We start from the raw sequence: 19,454 nt of genomic DNA, 5'->3' as shown, positions 1-19,454 counted from the left end.
GAATGTATGATGAAAAAAGTGGCTGTAATTCAGGATATGTCATCCTTTGGGAAATGCTCGCTAACGGCTGCAATGCCTGTATTATCTGTGATGGGCGCGCAGGCTGTGCCATTGCCAACTGCCATTCTAACGGCACAAACAGGGTATTCCAGCTTTTATTGTGAGGATTTAACCTCAAAGATGGACTACTTTGTGGATGAGTGGAGCAAACTTGGGGCTAGCTTTGACGGTATTCACACGGGCTTTGTCACAGGTAAAGAGCAAATAGATAATATTTTCCGTTTTTTAGGCGTGTTTCACTCAACGGATACGACCTTGCTAGTTGATCCTGTAATGGGCGATCATGGTGAGGTATATAAAATGTTTACGGGCGACTTACTGGAACGGATGAAGGAGCTAGTAAAGTGTGCAGATATTATTACGCCTAATGTTACGGAATGTTGTTTGCTCACAGGCTTGTCGTTTGAGAGGTTGCAAAGCTATCAGCATGAAATAGATTATATTCAGGCAATAGAGGAAGCGGGGCAGCAGCTCCAACTGACCACAGGTGCAAATGTCATTATTACTGGCTTAAATCCACCTGTAGTGGAGGGAAAGCGCTATGTCGGGAATATGTTTATCGATGCGAACCGTTCTTTCCATAGTATTCGTGACTATAATGGTGAAAGCTACTCGGGCACGGGTGATTTATTTGCGTCTGTTATTATGGGCGGCATGATGCGTGGGCAGGATTTAGTGGAGTCCATGAAGCTAGCAGAGACGTTTTTAGCGGCTGCTATTGAAGCGACTTCCAAGGAGCAAGTGCCTCGCGAGGCAGGCGTGCATTTTGAACAGTTTTTACGGATGTTATTCTAGAAATTTTTTTCCGTTTTCAAAACGTTGTTAGTCGATAAATAAAAATGGGGGGAGAAGATATATGGAAATTAGGTTATTAACAGCACAAGATGCTGAGTCTTATCGGACATTAAGATTAGAGGGATTACAAACAAATCCTGAGGCATTTGGTGCAAGCTTTGAAGAGGAAAAAGATATGACGCTTGAGTTGTTTGCAAGTAGACTGGAAGCGCAAGGTTCTTTTACCTTTGGAGCATTTGATCAGGATGAATTGTTTGGGGTTGCTACATTGGTGCAGGAAAGCAAAATGAAGCTAAAGCATAAAGCGAGTGTTTTTGCCGTTTATGTGTCTCCAAAAAAGCGAGGGCTTAGCTTAGGTAAACGTTTAATGCAAGCAATAATCAATCAAGGAAAACAATTAGCAGATGTAGAGCAAATCAATTTAACCGTAGTATCTTCTAATGATTCGGCAAAAGGACTGTACACATCATTAGGTTTTCAAGTATTTGGGACAGAGAAGAGAGCTTTAAAAATAGACCAGCAATGCTTTGATGAAGATTATATGGTTCTATATGTAAAGCCTTTGAAGTAATCAAATCTTCAAAGGCTTGTATGCGAACTTCAATATAACCATAAAATAAATATAGTAATGACCGCTAAAAAAAGTGCTAATAAAGAGCTAACCATGCTTACTTTCTTTTTTAGTAACCATATGCTTAGCACAACAATAATGATTGATAATGGGAGTATCAGCCAAAATACAAGATTGCCCAAGTATTCAATTTGAATGGGGAATGAATCATAAAAGTAATTATAAGTAATGCCTAGCATGAAAAAAATGGTCATGGCTATATCGGCTGATACCATTGTATTGTGAGTAATCATAATCCCCTCCCATCACAGAAATATTTATTTTTACATATATTGTATGCACGAGCAATGCGAAATCACACGGCAGCATTCATTAAAAGGATGCTGCCGTATTTTTTTACTATTCCTCATTTTTATTTAAACTTCTTATGATGACAGCTTCTAAATTTTCGATTTTTTTTTCAAATCGCACAAAGAGATAGATGGTGATGGCAATTGGGAATCCTGAATTACCAATTAGGTTTATCCACATTTGAATATTTTCGAGTGTTAGCATAACATCTTCCTCCTCCACCAATATTGTGTCTTACGTATGTAAAAGTGATTTTAAGTTAAATAAAATCAATATGAATTTGATTTTCGGGAACATTTGTTCTTATTTTGGTTTATAATAGATATATGATAGTCACTTTATTTAGCAAGAAGGCGGATAGATAGGAGTGATGATGATGAAAAACGATAACTACAAGATCGAAGAGTTTTTTTACAGGAATATGGAACAGATAAAAAATCCAATTATCAAAAGCTTTTTGGCTAATGCTAAAAATCTTTATTTAGTTGAAAAAGCGATTTTATATCCAACCGATTGTAATATGAAAAGGGTTGATGAGACGTTTCAATTACATTATATAAATGTTCAAAAAATAAAATATGTCAGTAATTTAATTTATTTCTATAGCTTGGATTTTGATAAAAAAAGGAGAAGACTGCAAGACCGTTTTTTATTAATTGTAGACGATGGACTATTTGAGACAGGGATGATGAGAAAGGACGAAATCATTCAAGAAGGATTACTAGATACTGTTGAAAATGAAGAGCTATTTCAATCCTTGAAGAGCTTAACGGATAAGCAGCTTCAAATTTTAGAAATGATTTATATTAAAGATTATTCGATAAAGGCGATTGCTGAAGCATTACAAACAACATCCCAAAATATATCGAATCTTCATCGAAAGGCATTACAAAAACTACAACAAAAGCTTCGTAAAGAGGAGGGATAACGGATGGACAGGGAAAATAACTATAATGAGGAGTCACTTCTATTCATTGAGAATTTTTCACCTAAAATTAAACAATGTCTCCATCAGACAAGCTATCAGGAAAGAGAAGACTTGGAACAGGAGATTAAATTAAAGATTATTGAAAAACTTGCGACTAAGGAATTCATCAATACTCCTAGCTTTTGGGATTTCTTCACATAAGCCAAAAAAAAGAGCAATTATCCTTGTTTGTGGACAATTGCTCTTTCTTCATTAACCTTTTAAGAAATCTGGTTCAGCAAAGCTTGGGTTTGGATATGTGTAGAATCCTTCTCCTGTTGCACGACCAAGCTTACCTTTTTCAATATACTCTGTTTTCAGTAGGTTGGCTAGCTTTTTCATGTTTTCATCACCAGTAGCCGTTGCTTTTGCTTCAACAATATTATAAGCAGTGTTGATACCAACGATGTCTAAGATGGCAAATGGGCCAAGTGGTGCGCCTGTGCCGATCATCCATGTTTTATCGATTGTTTCTGGATCTGCCACTTCTTTTACTAATAAAGATTCAGCGGCATCTAAAAATGGTACGAGCAAGGAGTTTAAAATATAGCCCGGTTGCTCTTTATATAATGGTAGTGGAACCATGCCGATTGCACGTGCAAATGCAACAACCTCATCGAATACATTCATATCTGTGCCTGGGTGTTTCATAATTTCAGCTGTGTTGTTTTTCCAAATAGTATTGGCAAAGTGTAGCGCTAAAAACTTCTCAGGACGGCCTGTTGCTTCTGCAAATTGGCTAGGTAATAAAGTAGAGGAGTTAGTCGCAAAAATTGTTTTTGCAGGTGCTACTTTGCCAAGGGTCGTATAAAATTCCGTTTTAATTTGGACAACTTCAGGGATTGCTTCAATTACAAGATCAGCATCGGCAACAGCTTGTGCTAAGTCGCTTTTAAATGTTAGTCGAGCATAGGCAGCATCTACTTCTTCTTGTGTAGCTCCTAAGTCTTGTTGATAAAGTGGTTTCAATTTTGTAATGCGATCCTGTGCATTTTTCAACGCCTCGTCGTTAATATCGTAAATGGTTACTTGAAAACCTTTAAAAGCAGATTGATAAGCAATTTGACTTCCTAAGACGCCGCTACCTGCGACCGTAATGTTTTGATAATTCATCGAAATTCCTCCTTTGAAATTGTTACATTAATATAATAGTGTGGATATGTAAAAAATCCTTCGTTACAATCCCATACTACTTCTTTAAGTAATAGAAAATCAAATAATAGCTACTATTATTATAATGATATAAAGTTTGTGGGATTCCTCCTTTTCAAGTATGTACCCAATATCGACTAAACATAACTGTAGAAATAAAAAAGAACAGCAACTAAGCTGTCCATGTCTTAGCAATAATAGTATTGCTATCTAAAGTAGGCTTTGAAAATAATGAAGTTACAATCGTCACAACGAATACGAATATAAAGTAAAAATTTCACTAGAGGCAATTCTTCAATCTTATAAAGATGGTACAAACCTTTATCCAAAAGGAGAATCGGTAATGCAATTCAAATTAAAATTATCCAAACTGGAAATGGCTTTAAGAGCGAAATCTATACAGCAAACAAATGGGATGTAATTAGTGCGCAGATTTAAATGATGTTGCTAGTTTTTGCCCGTGCAGATGTGGAGTTAAAACCAGGTGGGTATTTCAAGGATGCAATTGGACATTGGGCGGAGAGTTCTATTCAATTGCTCTATCAAGCGGATATTATTAACGGCTCATCTGCCACAACTTTTAATCCAAATGGGCAAGTTTTAGAAGAGTATGGCTTAATTGATATTTTCGATGGTAGTAAGTTTGAGCCAAAAAAACCTGTTACAAGGAAACAGTAGAGGCTATTGGCATATTGCAGCAATTAGGCATTTTAAATGGTACGAATGGTAAGTTTAATCTGAAAGGAAATCTTATTCGTGCAGAAGCTTTCAAAAATTCTTACACTTGCATTAAAGAAATTAAGTGACGAGGAATAAAAATAAAAAGCAATCCACTTTTTGATGATGGATTGCTTTTTATTTGTCATTTTTTCTTTTACAACTCGTATCCTATTCAACTAGTGTATGGAAAATATAGCTTAGCATATAGCCTAAAATGAGATACATAAAAAATGATTTAAACGAGACATACTTTAGTTGATGCAAAATGAATTCAGAAATGCTGGCTGTGGCAATCAAACCTATAGAAATGCCCATTAAGATACCCTGTGCCTTTTCGGGTAAGGCCCAATATTGCCCAAACCAAATAAAAATACTAAAAAAAATAGAAAAGATAAAGAAATAAATAAAAAGTCTCCATAGTCTTTCGCCTTGAGCAATGAGTGCGGTGGATAGGGCAAAACCTTCAGGAACATGGTGAAGAATAATGGAGGCTGTGAGAGAAATACTTAGTGCTGCATTGCCAAGTAAATTGCCGACAGTAAGACTAATCGGTATGGTATGAATAATCATGGCAAGGGTTAGTAGAGAGACAGAGGGATTTTGCGCATGAGAAGCATGAAATACAGTATCTAATAGTTGGAAAATGAAATAGCCAATAAAAATCCCTAGTATAATTCCAAATGATTGATAGATTTGAAATGAAGAAGGAATGATATCTAGAACGAGTAAGCCTACTAGAAAACCTCCACATAATAATGACAGCCCTTGAGTTGTATGTTGAAATAGCTTAGAGAAAATCCAGGCAATTGCGCCACCAATGCTCACACTGAAAAATAGAAATCCACCAAGTATCATTGCACTCACCTGTAAAATCCCCCGCCTCATCATAAACTTAAAGTCGTTTTTCCAAATATATGCTAAGTAAAGTTGAATATGCTTGTAGCAAACTTCTTGACATGGAATGCCAGCTTTATGTAGGAAAATGGCGAACATATTAAATTGACTGAAAATTGGTTTAATTCTATACTTTTTAATAGGAAGATTATATTCATCGATTTAGCTCATAGGGGAGGAATGGTTGAATGAAGTGGGATGCAAGTTTTGATGTAGTTGTAGTAGGCTCTGGAGCAGCGGGATTGACAGCAGGTTTAACAGCAAAATTACAAGGATTGAAATCAGTAGTGATTGAAAAAACAGATCGTTACGGTGGTGCTTCTGCAATTTCTGGTGGCGCCTTATGGATTCCCAATAATCATGTTATTAAAGGTGAAGGTGTCCCAGATACACATGAACTTGCACGCCAATATTTAGATTCCACAATAGGTGATCGTGTGCCTGAAGCGTTAAAGGAAGCTTATATTACAAGAGGGCCAGAAATGTTGCGATTTTTATACAATAAAACGAATCATATGCGCTTCCGATATGCCAAAGGCTATTCCGATTATTATCCTGAAAAATTGGGCGGTTTGTCGCAGGGACGCTCCATTGAACCTCTTATTTTTGATTTAACAAAAATGGGCTCACTGGCCTATCATATGCGTCGAGCAACTCTATCCACCAAAGGCTTTACGATGAATAGTTACGAGTTTCATAAGGTCAATATGATTACGCGAACATTCAAAGGGAAAACGACTGCGTTGAAATTAGGAATGCGTTTAGTGAAATCCAAGGTAACAAAGAGCAAACTAGTAGCGCTAGGTGAAGCATTAGTGGCACGTCTACGATTATCACTTGCCGAAGCAAATGGAGAGCTTTGGTTATCAACGGCTTTTATAGATTTCATCATGAATAATGGAAGAGTTGTTGGTGTGATAGTTGAACGTGATGGACAAGAGCAGCGGATAGAGGCAAAGCGAGGCGTTGTCTTGTCATCAGGTGGCTTTTCACATAATCAGGCACTGCGTGAAAAATATTTGCCTGCTCCTACTAATGCTGCGTGGACTTCTTCACCTATGGGGCAAACAGGGGATATCATTGAGCCTAGTGTGAAAATTGGAGCTACCCTCGATTTAATGGATAAAGTATGGGGAGCACCTTCTGTTATAGATCCACAAGGACAACCATTCTTCCTTGTGGCTGATCGGGGCGTTCCAAATATGATGGTTGTAGATAGTGCAGGGCAACGTTTTGTCAATGAAGCAGCACCTTATCATGAGTTTGTAGATACAATGTACAAGCATCAGGAGGAGACGAAACAGGCTGTACCTTCATGGATTCTTATTGGTGCTACTGCTAAAAGCCGTTATATTTTTACAGGTCTGTTTCCCGGACAAGCATTCCCGAAAAGCTGGTATGACCATGGGATCGTGAAAAGTGCCGAAACGATTGAGGATCTTGCGAGGCAAATGAATGTGCCAGTAGAAAGCTTAGTAGAAACGGTAGATCGTTTTAACATATTTGCACAGAATGGGCATGATGATGATTTTTATCGGGGCGATAGTGCTTATGATAATTACTACGGAGACCCGACATTACCCAACCCTAATTTAGCAGAGTTCAAGAAAGCTCCATTTTATGCTTTGCGTCTTTATCCTGGAGATATTGGTACAAAGGGTGGATTAGTAGTGGATGAATTTGCTCGTGTTGTGAAAAAGGATGGTCAACCAATAGAGGGCTTGTATGCATCAGGTAATTGCTCAGCGTCTATTATGGGAGAAACCTATCCTGGACCAGGCGCAACGATTGGACCTGGCATGACACTTAGCTATGTAGCGACTACACATATGGCCAATGCTGTAAACAAAATAGAGGAACCACTTCTAAAGGTATAGTGTGGACGAAACCCTTCCTATTCAATTGAATGGGGAGGGTTTCACGTTGATGGACTGTTCTAATATTTGCTTGCTTGGAATATAGTGGCTACTGAATAAGTGGTGATGATAACGAAAAAGGGAGCGATTCAGTGCGTTGCTAGATTATAAAATAATCACTTCAATGAAAACGTTAGAGCCCTATCGAAGTACTTGGTCAGATATACTTGAACGGGAAAAAAATAATAATCCTTTTATTGAATACGAATGGGTGACGACATGGTGGGCAACGCTTGGTATACATGATAATGTAGAAATATTTATAGTCGAACATCAAGGTACGGCAGTGGCATTTTTTCCGTTAGTTCATTCTGTGGGATTCGGTAAAATTCATCACTTTGGTTTTTTAGGACAAGGGTATGCGGCTTATATGGAAGTGATAGCAGAGCAGCAATGGCTGGAGCGGGCTATTCATTATATATTGAAGGTGTTCACGCAAAAATACAAGCGTTATTTGCTCGTGTTTCATGGTCTAATTGAAAGTAAAGATACTTCCCAAGAGCTTGAGAAATATGCGATAGAATACCAGATGCCTTATTCTATATTTCGAACCGTAACGTCATTTATAGATTTTCAATCAATGACACTTGATGATTTTTTGAAAAAGCATCGTAAGACGTTTAAAAGTATTAAGCGTTATGAAAAGAAATTAAAACTACTTGGGCACGTTGACTTTCAGGATGTTGGCGTCAGTCATTTTCAAGAAATGTTTACGCTTTTTAAGCGAAGATGGCGCAAGAAATTGGACAAAAGCAGATTTACCGAAGCACAGACTCGATTGTTTTATGAACGTTTGACCGATGTCTCTAATGAAGCATTTAGAGTCGAGGTTGATAGCTTGCAATTTGAAGGGCATTGGATTGGCTTTACCATTGATTTATGCTGTAGAGATCGTAATTTTTGTCAGGCTATGGGTCATGAGCCTGATTTCAATAGGTTTGGCCCCGGCAGTTTAATAGAAAAGGAAAATATGTTCAAGGCACGTGATTTAGGCTTCCGTTACTATGATTTTGGTAGTGGCTATGAGCCCTATAAGTTTCAATGGTATACCGATATTGATTTTACACGAAAATTTATTATGAGTACGAAAGGCACTACTGAGCGCCTTATTCGGTCATGGATGGTATTAAGAGATCGAGTAAAAGGGAAATTAACAAACAATCACCAGCTTGTGAAATGGAAGAGGGACAGGTTAGGGGAATTGTTGTATTTTCTAAAGCATGCTCGAATAAGAGAATGGTTCCGAGTAATAAAAGGAGCCCTTCAACGAATCGTAGCTATTTATATAGTAGACATCTATATCGCGGAGCAAAAACACGATCAAGGATATAGGTCCTTTCAAGAGCTACAAATGAAGGATATGATGACAATGAATAAGCGGCCTGCTTATATAGCGCATTTTTATAAGGGAAATCAATTTTTTGGCGATGGAGATCAAATCGTATATAGAAGGCACGATCAAATAGCACGCGAAGAGGAGAGTGGCTATACGTATGAGCTATCCGCCAATATGTCTTTCATCAGAGAATATGACACTCAGCTATTAGAGGCAATAGTTGTGGAAGTGCAAAGTGAAGGGCGATCCGTCTGTACATTAGTTCCATGGTATGAGAGGCGCAGACGACGAAAGCTGATGCATGCTGGATTTCATAAAGTGGCTCAAATTAACATCGTTAAGTTGTTCAATTGGCGAAAAGAATTTCATTTATAAACAGTAAACCCTCAGTGTTTTCAACTGAGGGTTGTTGTTGAGACATTTTAGTGAATTAGATTAAAAATGGATACCAGGTTTATCGATTAGCTTACAACCTGTCCCGTATTTTGCTTTTAAAGCACCTTTGAATTGAGTTTGCTCTAATTCAGGGAATGTTTGCTTCCACAGTTCAAAGACATTATGACTGGAAGCCTTTCCGTCCTTTGTAAGTCGTGCAATATGGAAGCCGTATTCATCATTACAACGAGCTAATGGACGATTTTCACGTACCGTAATAATGCGACCACTTACCGTCATTTTATATAGATCTTCATAGCCTGCAATAGCACGACTCTCTTCTGTTTCATCAACAGCTACAACAACTTCTTCTGTCTCATCAACGACTTCTACTTCTTCTACCTTTGATGCTACAGCTTTCTCTTCGACTGTCACTTCGTTTTCTGATGCTTGTGTTTCAGCAACGTTATTTTGAGTTGGAAGCTGTTCTACAATGACAAAATCCTTATTCGATGCTTTATCACTCATAGTTGCCATAACGTTCATAATCGAGCCAACATAACGTAAAGGCTTCTCTTTTCCTTCTTCAAAAACAAAAATATTATAATCGGTTTTATTCATCTTTTTCATAATAATATTACCTGTTGCAATAGTAAAACCGATAAATTTGTTCTTTTTAAGTGCCTGAATTGCTTCTTGCTTGGTTAAAATCATTTTAAAATCTCCTAAAGAATTATTTATTCTATTCTACCATAAAATTTGTCACATTGTTTTTTGTAAAATAATAGTTATCTTTTGTTTAGCGAAGTAAAATTTTCCTATTTCAAAACGATCCACTTATTTCGAGCATACCGTTTAGAATGTGGTAGAGTTATAGACAGCAGTATCGAAAGTGGATGCGCTATTATCGTTCAAGCGTCTTGCTAAACATTATTGACGGAGAACTGCTCGTCTTCTTTGGAGAATGGGCATTTTTCTTCATAGTCATACATATGTAAAGGAGGGTTTAAAATGGTTCAGCATAAATTTACAATGGACTTAACTTGGTCGGATGGAAGAAATGGTACGGGAGCTATCAATGCTAGCAATCTGAAAACGCAAATTTCTATTCCTCAGGAGATGGATGGACCAGGCATTGGTACAAATCCGGATGAAATGTTATTAGGGGCTTCAGCGACTTGTTATTTAATTACATTAGCTGCTCTTCTCGAAAGATCAGAAGTGGCTGTACACGATTTATCTCTGCAATCTGAAGGGTATGTCAGTGTAGTAAATGGTGTGTTTACTTATGAAAAAATTGTTCATAAGCCTACAATAGTAATTGCCAATTTAACAGAACAACTTGAAACAAAAATTGCTCGCTTCGCACAAAAAGCGGAACAAACATGTATGATTAGCAAAGCATTAAAAGGCAATGTAGTAATTGAATGTGATGCCCAAATCTTAGGAGCGTGCATATAATAAGAAAAATGGAGTTATTCAGCAAGTGCCGCTGGTATAACTCTTTTTTTCATCTAGAAGCACTTTTCTTAAAATAGTTCTAGAAATGTTCAAAATGAATATATAGTGTTAAGTAGTAAAAAAATGCAAAGGATGGTGAAGTGCACGTTCCGACAACTAAGAATCTCACATTCTATGGTCAGTATGGCAAAAGAATATTTGATATTATCGGGGCATTATTATTACTTTTTATGACAATCCCTCTAATGCTAGCTGTATTCCTCATTTTACTCATTTCAACAGGTCGCCCCATTTTTTTTAAACAAATACGAACTGGCCTCGATCATCACCGCTTTGTTATTTGGAAGCTACGCACAATGTGTATACAGGCAGTTCCAGTCAATATGCCAGCTATATGTACCGATGGTATTCCAGACGACTATTTTTTTAAAGTAGAACAGGATACACGGATTACCAAAGTAGGTGCTGTCCTTCGAAAGCTAAGTATTGATGAAATTCCTCAGCTGTTAAATGTATTAAAAGGAGAAATGAGCATTGTGGGGCCTCGTCCGGAGGTTCCAACCATTACAAATGCCTATAACAATTTACAGGCCAGGAGACTAGAGGTAAAACCAGGTTTAACAGGTCTTGCCCAGATTAACGGCCGTTCTAATATTTCCCATGGACAAAAAATTTCATATGACATTGAATATGTGGATCATTACTCCTTTTGGATGGATATCCAAATTGTTTTGAAAACTCTTTATGTAGTAGTAGCAAGAACGGGTGCCTATTAAATGATGGGGAGTGGCCGTACTGAAAATTGTTCAGTTTATTACACGAATGGATAAAATCGGTGGAGCGCAAAAGCATGTGGAGGCATTAGCGATCCAGCTCAAGCGAGATGGTCATGAAGTGACTGTCGTGACAGGCTCCTATCAGCCATCCCTTTGGCGCTTACAAGAGGAAAAAATTACGGTTATTCGTATTCCAGCTATGCAACGTGCTATTCATCTAACAAAGGATTTCCAAGCATTTTGGCAATTAAGAGCCGTCATTAAAAGCATACAACCTGATGTGGTTGCCACACATTCGTCCAAGGCAGGTGTGATAGGTCGTATAGTGGGAAGTTTACTGCGTATCCCGACTGTTTTTACCGCACATAGTTGGAGCTTTACAGAAGGTGTTCCTCAAAAGAAACAGGTGCTTTATTATCGAATGGAAAAATCGGTTCAACGATTCACCACAAAAATAATAACGGTATCTGATTATGATCGGGAGCTAGCACTCATGAAAAAGGTTGCTCCAGCTCATAAACTGCTAACTATTCATAATGGTATTGCCCCAATAGATAGAAATTCATCAACAGAAAAGACATATACGGAGCAGCCTGTCATAATGATGGTTGCTCGTTTTGAAGTGCCAAAAAGACAGGATCTATTGCTGGAGGCGTTAGCAGAACTGACAGATGTTCCATGGCAGCTTCAATTGATTGGAGATGGTTCTCTACGGCCAGCTTTAGAAGAATTTGTTGCACAGCATAATTTAACAGATCGCATAACATTTTTGGGTGATCAATTAGACGTACACAGCTATTTAGAGAAAAGTGATGTATTTGTTTTGTTGTCAGATTGGGAGGGCTTGCCCATCTCTATTATTGAAGCGATGTGTATAGGTCTCCCTATAGTTGCAACAAATGTGGGTGGTGTTAAAGAGTTAGTGGTGGATCATGACAATGGTTTTTTAGTGGAGCGTGAGGATAAAGAATTATTGAAGCAGAGGCTTCACTATTTATTAATGGATGCTACCTTAAGTAAAAAAATGGGTAATGCGAGCGAACGACGTTATTTACAGCATTTTACGTTTACTCCGATGTACCAAAAAACATTAATGGTCTATCAGCAAGCTGTTTCAGAACTCGTAAAGAAAGGGGATTGAATTGCAATTAATACGCATTAGAACAGATGATGAGCTCATGTGGTACAAGGAAATTTGGGATGGTATTTTAGAGGAAGAGAACAATGATAATCCATTTATTGAATTTGCTTGGTTTTATAATTGGTGGCAAATAGTAGGGCGAAAAGAACGAGTAGAGCTCTTCGCTGTGGAACATAAAGGAATCATTTTGGCCTTTTTCCCCTTTACGGTGACTAGTCGATGGGGGATTAGGGTGTATACCTTTGCGGGTGAAAGTATTGCCAATTATACAGGGGTTGTTGCCAAAAAAGAATGGTTAATGGACACAACAACCTTTGTGTTCGATGAGCTTCTAAAAAAACATCGGCACGTAATTTTTTCACTGCATGGCTTGTTGGAAAGTAAAGAGTCTACTAAAGTCCTCGAACAATATTTCGTGGAAAGACAGTTACGAACAAGTATCTTCCGTGTGGTCACTCCATATCTCGCTTTTTCCGAGGTAGACTTTCCCCAACATTTCCAGCAACGCCGAAAAATGCATGGTGTTGATCGGCGCGAAAGAAAGCTACGAAAGCTAGGGGCATTAACAAGGCGAGTCCCCGCACAGGACGAGCTATGGCAAATGTTTCGATTATTTGATCGACGATGGGCAAAAAAACTGGATACGAGTGACTTTACAAAAGGGAAGAAAAGAGACTTTTTTGAGCGCTTAACAATGCTTCATGGGGAGGCGCTCCAAGTAGAGGTCGATGCACTTGTCTTTGAAAATCAGTGGATTGCTTTCACATATGGACTTTATTGTCGTGGACGCTATGTAACCTATGCGCTGGCTCACGAACCGACATTTAATGTATTTGGTCCGGGACGTATAGTCAATCAGGAATCTATTCAGCGAACTTTCGCTGCTAATTATCGCCTATTTGATATGAGTATTGGCTATGAGCCTTATAAATTTGATTGGCGTACGAATATCGATTTTACTAGACGAATGCTTGCCAGTAGCGGTACGAGACGTGCGAGGCTAGTGACAGGTTCATTGCTACTGAAGGAGTGGCTTAAGGAATACGTAAAAAGTAATCAACGATTTGTAGACTGGAAGCGTAACACACTTGGACGTTTCCGCTATTTAGTAAAGTATGGAAAGCTTAAAGATTGGCTAGAATATGGACAACAATTCGTAGATAGGTTTATTCGTTTGAAGCAAGTGGAGCTCTATGAATTATCTCCAGCAGAGGATGTGTCACCACAGCAACCTGTGGGCAACTTATTTGAGGAAATGACTATTCAGGAAGCGATGCAACTTGATCAGGAAGAAGTCATTTCTCTCTATTATAAAGGGTACACGGTTTATAAGGACTCCTTTGCAGAGACAAATAAGCCAGCATTCGCATTACACGCTACAAATTGGCGTGTCGATTCACTGCAAATAGTAGAAGCATTACCGAAGCAAACTTATTTTTTAGCCTATGATATGTTCAAGCAAATCGATATTATAACGGCCTATTTCAGAAAAATCAAACCTGGACAAACATTGTGGGTAACGGCAAGCTTTTGGCAATGGCGAAAACGGAAGCGCTTAGTACAGCTAGGCTATAAACCTATTACTCGAATGAAACATTATAAAGTAGCTCGTTTTGAGCGACAACATGTACAAAAAAATACGGAGAGTGGGGGCGATGTTCATTCTGTCCATTAAAAGTAAGCGGTGGAATATTGCGATGCAGCATTTTTATTTTCTAGAAAAGCCAGCCAATGTTCGAAAATCCATGAAAGTAATAGGCTATACAAATTCCCTTGTCCCAAGTCGAAAGCTTGTTAGAAGTGAAACAATTCATATTGATCTCCAAGGGCATGAGCTGTCATTGTATTTAGCACTTTCTGAAGGAAATCGTAAAATATTACGACGCGCACATAAAGAATATTATCAAGTTATTTTATATAAAGAACCTTCCGTCGAAAACTTACGAGCTTTTCAGCAATTTTATAATCATTTTGCTAAAAGAAAAAAGCTTGAGGGTATTGGTAAATCTCAAATGGAAACGATCATGCTTCTCAACAAACAGGGAGCATTATTATTATCTGAAATTCAAAGTATTTGTGGACAAACATTATGCTATCGACTGGATATTGTACATGGGAATAAAGCGATGTCTTATTATGAAGCGACTTGTGCGGCGTCAGCCATATCTCCACATTTAAAGAGACCACACCGCTATGCCAATCGTTTTTTAATCTGGCATAATCTTCTTCATTTTAAGAAGCAAGGTTTTGTTTTATATGATATGGGTGAATTAACGGATAATCGAAATGTACGTGCCTTCAAACTAAGCTTTGGTGGACAGGTTGTCAATGTTTACTCAGGCTACATTACCCAATCAAAAATACGTGCACTGTTACTAGGCGTGCAAAAATGGAGGAAGTAGCAACATGAATGGTGGGGGTCTCGTTATTTCATTAGATTTTGAGCTGAATTGGGGCGTCCATGATGTATTTCGATATGGACAATACAATAAAAACCTATATGGTGTACGGAAAGCCTTGCCCAGCATACTTGCGTTATTTGAGCAATATGACATTCATGCAACTTGGGCGACAGTCGGACTATTGTTTGCAGAATCTAAGGCTGAAATGGCTCATTATTTACGAGGTATCCCTGTTAAGTATGAAAATATGCGCTATGCAGCACATAGCCAGCTAGCTAAAGTAGGCGAAAACGAACAAGAGGACCTCTTACATTTTGGTAAATCTTTAATAGAGGAGATTAAACGTACACCACATCAGGAAATAGGTAGCCATACCTTTTCTCATTATTATTGCTTGGAAAAAGGTCAAACAGAAGCTGCCTTTTATGCAGATTTAGACGCAACAATGACCATAAGCGAGGGTTATATTTCGCCAATGAAGTCCATTGTTTTTCCAAGAAATCAAGTGAATATTGACTATTTTAAAGCATGTGTAGAAGCGGGCTATGTTTGTTACAGAGGAACTGAAAATCATCCATTGTATGATGCTCAAAAGTTTACGAAAAAAGGCAGACTTTTGGGAGCGAAAAAATGGCTAGATAGCTATATCAATCTTACTGGCCATCATATGGCAACATTGGAGGAAATGCGAGGCGAGCAACTGATTAATATTCGTTCAAGTGCCTTTTTAAGACCCTATTTTCGTCCGTTGCACGTATTCGAGGGTTCAAAGGTAAAACGCATAAAGGAAAGCATGCTCGAGGCTGCAAAGGCCCAAGCCTTTTACCATCTATGGTGGCATCCTCATAATTTTGGGAAGAATACAGCTAAAAATTTAGCCATGTTAGAGGAGCTATTACTTTATTTTCAAGAATTACGCAGTCAATACAATTTTCAAAGCTATTCCATGTATGAGGTAGCTGAACTTTGTGAAAATCATTCCAAACAACAAAAGTAGCCTAATGAAATCTTCACTGAACAAAGCGCCAACTCATAGAGAAATTTGAAGCAAACTGATTTCTAGTTTGCTTTTTTATGTTTCCAATAGAAAATTTAAAAGAAAAGAGGAAAAGAGAAAAACAATGACGAAGATGAATGTACGAATGGTACTATTAGATAGAGAGAAGATTGGATAGGACATTTGAGGGGCATGTGAGAAAATATAGGTTAATTTAACTTGAATAGAAAAGATATAAAGGTGGTAGATGTATATGTTTATAGAACCGGAATGCCAATGGAAGCAAGAGAATGGATCGGCCATGCATCAATGGATTAAGCAGCAAACAAATCCAAACCCAAATGATGTGGATATTGTTGTGTATGGGGCTCTGTTATCGTATGCAGGAGAAGCATCTGCAAAAGCACAATATCCAACTGCGTTTCGTAAAGTATGGCCTAGCTTTCAATCATATAACTTAGATGAGCAAATAAATTTACGCGCACTATCAGTCGTTGATATTGGCGATGTGGCGATTCATGAACAAGATAGAATGCTTTCTGAATCTGCCATCGAGGCTGCAGCAGAAAATTTGAGTATAGCTTTTCAAAAAAGCTTTACTTGCTTGATTGGGGGAGACCATGCTATTACTGCATGTTCATTAAAAGGAATAAAAAATGCCTTTCCGCAGGATCGTATTGGCATCATTCAAATTGACACACATTTAGATGCAAGAAACCAAGAGGAAATTGGCCTGGCTCAAGATTCTCCGATCCATCAATTGATTGCCTCAGGGATTGTGGAAGGGAGACATATATATAATGTCGGATTGCATGGTTTTTTCAATTCCCCTGAAATGATTCATTATGCAAGAGAACAGGGCATTCATATGATTACATTAAAGCAAATGCGACGTGATGGTATTCAGCTCACAATACGTGAAATGTTACGTCAGCTTATGTATGAGGTTGATCGAATTTATGTTTCAGTGGATCTAGATGCACTTGATATTATGTTTGCACGAGATGTCCCCGCTGCCACACCAGGCGGTCTAACAGCCTATGAATTATTCGATATCCTCAAACTTATAGGTGAAAATGAAGGGGTTCGCCATATTGATTTTGTTTATGCAGATCCTAAGGAAGGAACGCTACGTCCAGAAACCGTTAAAATTGGTGTGACGGCATTTTTACAATGGCTAACAGGTATTCAGCTTGATCATCGCAATCGCATCTCAAAAAAAGGAAAAGTGACAGTGTAAGTAAGCATATTGCCGTGTATTGACAATGCTCATTGTTGAAAGTTTGCTATACTATTCAATAGGTATAAAAAATTTATACAAACTTGTACGGTTATAGAGAGGAAATTTATGATGACAACAAAACCAAAACTACTGATTGTTGACGGTATGGCATTGTTATTCCGTTCATTTTTCGCTTCGGCTGCCATGGGTCACTTTATTCGCTTGGCGGATGGCACACCAACGAATGGAGCACAAGGCTTTGTACGACATGTACTAACTGCACAATCTTTAATGAAGCCAACACATATGGCAGTTTGCTGGGATATGGGGGCACATACATTCCGCAATGATTTATTTGATGGCTATAAAGCAAATCGTCCAGCTCCACCAGAGGAAATGTTGCCTCAATTCGATATGGCAAAAAATTTATCCCTACAAATGGGCTGGAAAAATTTTGGCGTGAAGGGCATGGAGGCTGATGATTTAATTGGCTCTATGATTAGCAAATGGCAGGACGAGGCTGATATTACTGTGATTAGTGGGGATAAAGATTTACTTCAACTTTTAAGACCCTCTACAGAGATTGCTTTTATGAAAAAAGGCTACACAGAATATGATATTTATACACATGGACGTTTTAAAGAGGAATATAGTATTGAGCCAGCGCAGTTTGCACAGGTGAAAGCTTTTATGGGAGATACAAGTGATGGTTATCCAGGCGTTAAAGGTATTGGTCCGAAGCAAGCACTCACATTAATTCAAACATATGGCTCGATTGATAGTGTACTAGCGTCGCTCGGTGAATTAAAGCCAGGTCAACGAACTAAAATCCAAGACAATATAGATATGCTGAAATTATCGCATGAGCTCGCAACGATTCAAACCGATGTACCTATTGAAGCAGACCTTTCAAGCCTTGTATTACCAAACTATGAGCCGCAAATATTTAAAGAGATCGAAGAGAGAGGCTACACGCTTATTGCCAAGCATGCCCGTTCTTTGTATTCGCTTATTTAATCAACCATCGCAGAGTATATTCATATGCTCTGCTTTTTTTTTTAAGGAAAAGAATAGAGAGCAAATAGTAGGCTAATCGATATTTGCTCTAGTGAGGAACCATTTTCACGAAGGATAATACTTTTTCGTTGTTTTGATAGAGTGCCTGACGAATGAGGCTATCACAATTTGATGTACCGTTATCATGAAAAATTAACCATAGCTTATCATCTTTAATGTCATAGCCAATTAGCGGTACCCAATGATAGGCGAAAGTAGAGGTTTGATCCCGCCAACGAAAACTAAAATAACGATCAAAGCGCATAGCAACTGGACGCCCTGCATCAATTTCCTGCAAAGCTTCTTTTAATGAACAAGTACGAACATCCCACGATGGATATAATTGGCGTAATTTGCGAATCAATCGCCATTTGAATAAACCAATTTTTGTACTACCAAGCTGTTTATAGAGTTCATTAATTGAAGGAGCTGACCCATTCAAATAATTTAAAATAACGTGTACTGTAGTAGGACCACAAGCAGAATTACGATAGTTTGGCGCAATCGATGCATCATATTGTGATTTTCCGTGTAGTCCCAATTGTTGGCGCATAATGGTATTTCCTTTCAAAAAGAGCTGCATTTCATGAAGAAATGCAGCTCTCATTATTGTTATTATTGAGCAGATAAAAATTCCGTTACTTGTTGAGGTGTTTTTGCATTGGCACTGTGTAAGTGAGCAAGCTTTTCACCGTTTTGGAAAATTAATAAACTTGGGATGCCCATTACATCATATTTGTCTGCAATTTCTGGAAGCTCGTCGCGGTTTAGCTCATACCAATCAAATTGGTTATACTCTTCAATGATTGGATCGATGAACATGTTCATACGTGTACAATCTGGGCACCAGCCAGCGTAAAATTTCACTAGTACTTTTTGGTTGCCATTGATTAATTCATTAAATTGTTCTGCAGTAGTAATTGTTTTCATTAAGTATTCACTCTCCTTGCTTACCATTCTACACATTTTTCGCGTATCCTGAAAGTTTTCTGTTTGGCTATAGTCATCGCTACTTATTGTCTTCATTTAGCTCGTAAACGACAAAAAAAGATGTATATTGCAAAAATAATTCTTGAAAAAAGATTGCTAAATTAGACAAAATAATCTACACTAAAAACAGAAAAGTAGTTTTATCTTCATTCATTAGCAATGTTTTGAAATGGAGATAAACCTTAGTTGTGCTTATTGAATTTAGTAAATATTCATTCAGCAGAGGGACAAAAATCCACTAAGGTACACTTGATATTTTTTTGACTAAAAAA

General features: G+C 38.0%; 22 protein-coding genes. 15 read left to right on the top strand and 7 right to left on the bottom strand.

All coding sequences use genetic code 11. The features are described 5' to 3' along the window. Positions 1 to 6: 6 nt before the first annotated feature. Both MKY88_RS19400 and MKY88_RS19395 read left to right on the top strand, forming a co-directional pair. Entirely contained in the window at positions 7 to 855 is an 849-nt protein-coding gene (locus MKY88_RS19400; protein ID WP_340814469.1) for a pyridoxamine kinase, read from the top strand. A 61-nt stretch (positions 856 to 916) separates the two neighbouring features. Further along, on the top strand, positions 917 to 1,426 hold the full coding sequence (locus MKY88_RS19395) for a GNAT family N-acetyltransferase (protein WP_069482524.1): 510 nt from the start codon (positions 917 to 919) through the stop codon (positions 1,424 to 1,426). Between the two features lie 29 nt (positions 1,427 to 1,455). On the opposite strand, the gene MKY88_RS19390 is transcribed toward MKY88_RS19395, so the two are convergent. Both MKY88_RS19390 and MKY88_RS19385 read right to left on the bottom strand, forming a co-directional pair. Beyond that, positions 1,456 to 1,719 (bottom strand): hypothetical protein, encoded by a 264-nt coding sequence (locus tag MKY88_RS19390; protein WP_291754677.1) that lies wholly within the window; start codon positions 1,717 to 1,719, stop codon positions 1,456 to 1,458. A gap of 106 nt (positions 1,720 to 1,825) precedes the next feature. Next, positions 1,826 to 1,981 (bottom strand): YvrJ family protein, encoded by a 156-nt coding sequence (locus MKY88_RS19385; protein ID WP_083244739.1) that lies wholly within the window; start codon positions 1,979 to 1,981, stop codon positions 1,826 to 1,828. A gap of 166 nt (positions 1,982 to 2,147) precedes the next feature. On the opposite strand from MKY88_RS19385, the gene MKY88_RS19380 reads away from it, so the two are divergent. Together MKY88_RS19380 and MKY88_RS19375 are read left to right on the top strand one after the other, a co-directional pair. Then, entirely contained in the window at positions 2,148 to 2,705 is a 558-nt protein-coding gene (locus tag MKY88_RS19380) for a sigma-70 family RNA polymerase sigma factor (protein ID WP_083244738.1), read from the top strand. Positions 2,706 to 2,708: 3 nt separating this feature from the next. Then, the gene (locus tag MKY88_RS19375; protein WP_008179990.1) at positions 2,709 to 2,906 is read left to right on the top strand and encodes a hypothetical protein; all 198 of its coding nucleotides are present in this window, start codon (positions 2,709 to 2,711) and stop codon (positions 2,904 to 2,906) included. A gap of 51 nt (positions 2,907 to 2,957) precedes the next feature. On the opposite strand, the gene MKY88_RS19370 is transcribed toward MKY88_RS19375, so the two are convergent. Then, complete coding sequence (locus MKY88_RS19370; protein ID WP_193832975.1) at positions 2,958 to 3,857, bottom strand: 3-hydroxyacyl-CoA dehydrogenase; 900 nt, start codon at positions 3,855 to 3,857, stop codon at positions 2,958 to 2,960. Positions 3,858 to 4,334: 477 nt separating this feature from the next. Between MKY88_RS19370 and MKY88_RS19365 the strand changes: the two genes are divergently transcribed. After that, positions 4,335 to 4,574, top strand: a complete 240-nt coding sequence (locus MKY88_RS19365) for an S-layer homology domain-containing protein (RefSeq protein WP_340814466.1) — start codon at positions 4,335 to 4,337, stop codon at positions 4,572 to 4,574. 210 nt (positions 4,575 to 4,784) lie between these two features. On the opposite strand, the gene MKY88_RS19360 is transcribed toward MKY88_RS19365, so the two are convergent. Next, positions 4,785 to 5,471 carry a ZIP family metal transporter gene (locus MKY88_RS19360; protein ID WP_232540775.1) on the bottom strand — a complete coding sequence of 229 codons (687 nt, stop codon included), beginning with the start codon at positions 5,469 to 5,471 and terminating at the stop codon, positions 4,785 to 4,787. 227 nt (positions 5,472 to 5,698) lie between these two features. Here MKY88_RS19360 and MKY88_RS19355 point away from each other — a divergent pair, with 227 nt between their 5' ends. Next, positions 5,699 to 7,387 (top strand): FAD-dependent oxidoreductase, encoded by a 1,689-nt coding sequence (locus MKY88_RS19355; protein ID WP_340814464.1) that lies wholly within the window; start codon positions 5,699 to 5,701, stop codon positions 7,385 to 7,387. A gap of 136 nt (positions 7,388 to 7,523) precedes the next feature. Further along, positions 7,524 to 9,137, top strand: a complete 1,614-nt coding sequence (locus tag MKY88_RS19350; RefSeq protein WP_340814463.1) for a GNAT family N-acetyltransferase — start codon at positions 7,524 to 7,526, stop codon at positions 9,135 to 9,137. 60 nt (positions 9,138 to 9,197) lie between these two features. Here the strand turns inward: MKY88_RS19350 and MKY88_RS19345 are convergent, their stop codons facing one another. Then, the gene (locus tag MKY88_RS19345; protein WP_258270268.1) at positions 9,198 to 9,851 is read right to left on the bottom strand and encodes a 3-ketosteroid-delta-1-dehydrogenase; all 654 of its coding nucleotides are present in this window, start codon (positions 9,849 to 9,851) and stop codon (positions 9,198 to 9,200) included. A 297-nt stretch (positions 9,852 to 10,148) separates the two neighbouring features. Here MKY88_RS19345 and MKY88_RS19340 point away from each other — a divergent pair, with 297 nt between their 5' ends. The 8 genes from MKY88_RS19340 to MKY88_RS19305 all read left to right on the top strand — a co-directional run bounded on the left by MKY88_RS19340 (position 10,149) and on the right by MKY88_RS19305 (position 18,153). Continuing rightward, complete coding sequence (locus MKY88_RS19340) at positions 10,149 to 10,598, top strand: SACOL1771 family peroxiredoxin (RefSeq protein ID WP_069482516.1); 450 nt, start codon at positions 10,149 to 10,151, stop codon at positions 10,596 to 10,598. A 140-nt stretch (positions 10,599 to 10,738) separates the two neighbouring features. Further along, a complete protein-coding gene (locus MKY88_RS19335) occupies positions 10,739 to 11,374 on the top strand; it encodes a sugar transferase (RefSeq protein ID WP_328201174.1) in 636 nt (211 codons plus the stop codon). A 10-nt stretch (positions 11,375 to 11,384) separates the two neighbouring features. Beyond that, positions 11,385 to 12,515: a glycosyltransferase family 4 protein gene (locus MKY88_RS19330; RefSeq protein WP_328201171.1), complete on the top strand. Its 1,131-nt coding sequence runs from the start codon at positions 11,385 to 11,387 to the stop codon at positions 12,513 to 12,515. Between the two features lies 1 nt (position 12,516). Continuing rightward, on the top strand, positions 12,517 to 14,190 hold the full coding sequence (locus MKY88_RS19325) for a GNAT family N-acetyltransferase (RefSeq protein ID WP_328201169.1): 1,674 nt from the start codon (positions 12,517 to 12,519) through the stop codon (positions 14,188 to 14,190). Beyond that, positions 14,171 to 14,917 (top strand): hypothetical protein, encoded by a 747-nt coding sequence (locus tag MKY88_RS19320; RefSeq protein ID WP_232540679.1) that lies wholly within the window; start codon positions 14,171 to 14,173, stop codon positions 14,915 to 14,917. The genes MKY88_RS19325 and MKY88_RS19320 overlap by 20 nt, the downstream gene beginning before the upstream one ends. 4 nt (positions 14,918 to 14,921) lie before the next feature. Then, on the top strand, positions 14,922 to 15,914 hold the full coding sequence (locus MKY88_RS19315; protein WP_340814460.1) for a polysaccharide deacetylase family protein: 993 nt from the start codon (positions 14,922 to 14,924) through the stop codon (positions 15,912 to 15,914). Between the two features lie 247 nt (positions 15,915 to 16,161). Beyond that, positions 16,162 to 17,154: an agmatinase family protein gene (locus MKY88_RS19310; protein ID WP_309138041.1), complete on the top strand. Its 993-nt coding sequence runs from the start codon at positions 16,162 to 16,164 to the stop codon at positions 17,152 to 17,154. Positions 17,155 to 17,265: 111 nt separating this feature from the next. Next, positions 17,266 to 18,153, top strand: a complete 888-nt coding sequence (locus MKY88_RS19305) for a 5'-3' exonuclease (protein ID WP_340814848.1) — start codon at positions 17,266 to 17,268, stop codon at positions 18,151 to 18,153. A gap of 88 nt (positions 18,154 to 18,241) precedes the next feature. On the opposite strand, the gene MKY88_RS19300 is transcribed toward MKY88_RS19305, so the two are convergent. Further along, positions 18,242 to 18,745: a C39 family peptidase gene (locus MKY88_RS19300; RefSeq protein ID WP_193832966.1), complete on the bottom strand. Its 504-nt coding sequence runs from the start codon at positions 18,743 to 18,745 to the stop codon at positions 18,242 to 18,244. A gap of 62 nt (positions 18,746 to 18,807) precedes the next feature. Beyond that, the gene (locus MKY88_RS19295) at positions 18,808 to 19,149 is read right to left on the bottom strand and encodes a thioredoxin family protein (protein WP_386835390.1); all 342 of its coding nucleotides are present in this window, start codon (positions 19,147 to 19,149) and stop codon (positions 18,808 to 18,810) included. Positions 19,150 to 19,454: the final 305 nt, after the last annotated feature.

Origin of the sequence: Lysinibacillus sp. FSL R7-0073, assembly GCF_038009065.1 — a bacterium.
GTDB classification, from domain to species: Bacteria; Bacillota; Bacilli; order Bacillales_A; family Planococcaceae; genus Lysinibacillus; species Lysinibacillus fusiformis.
Note: the sequence above shows the minus strand (reverse complement) of the source record. Positions and strands in the feature narration are given on the sequence as shown.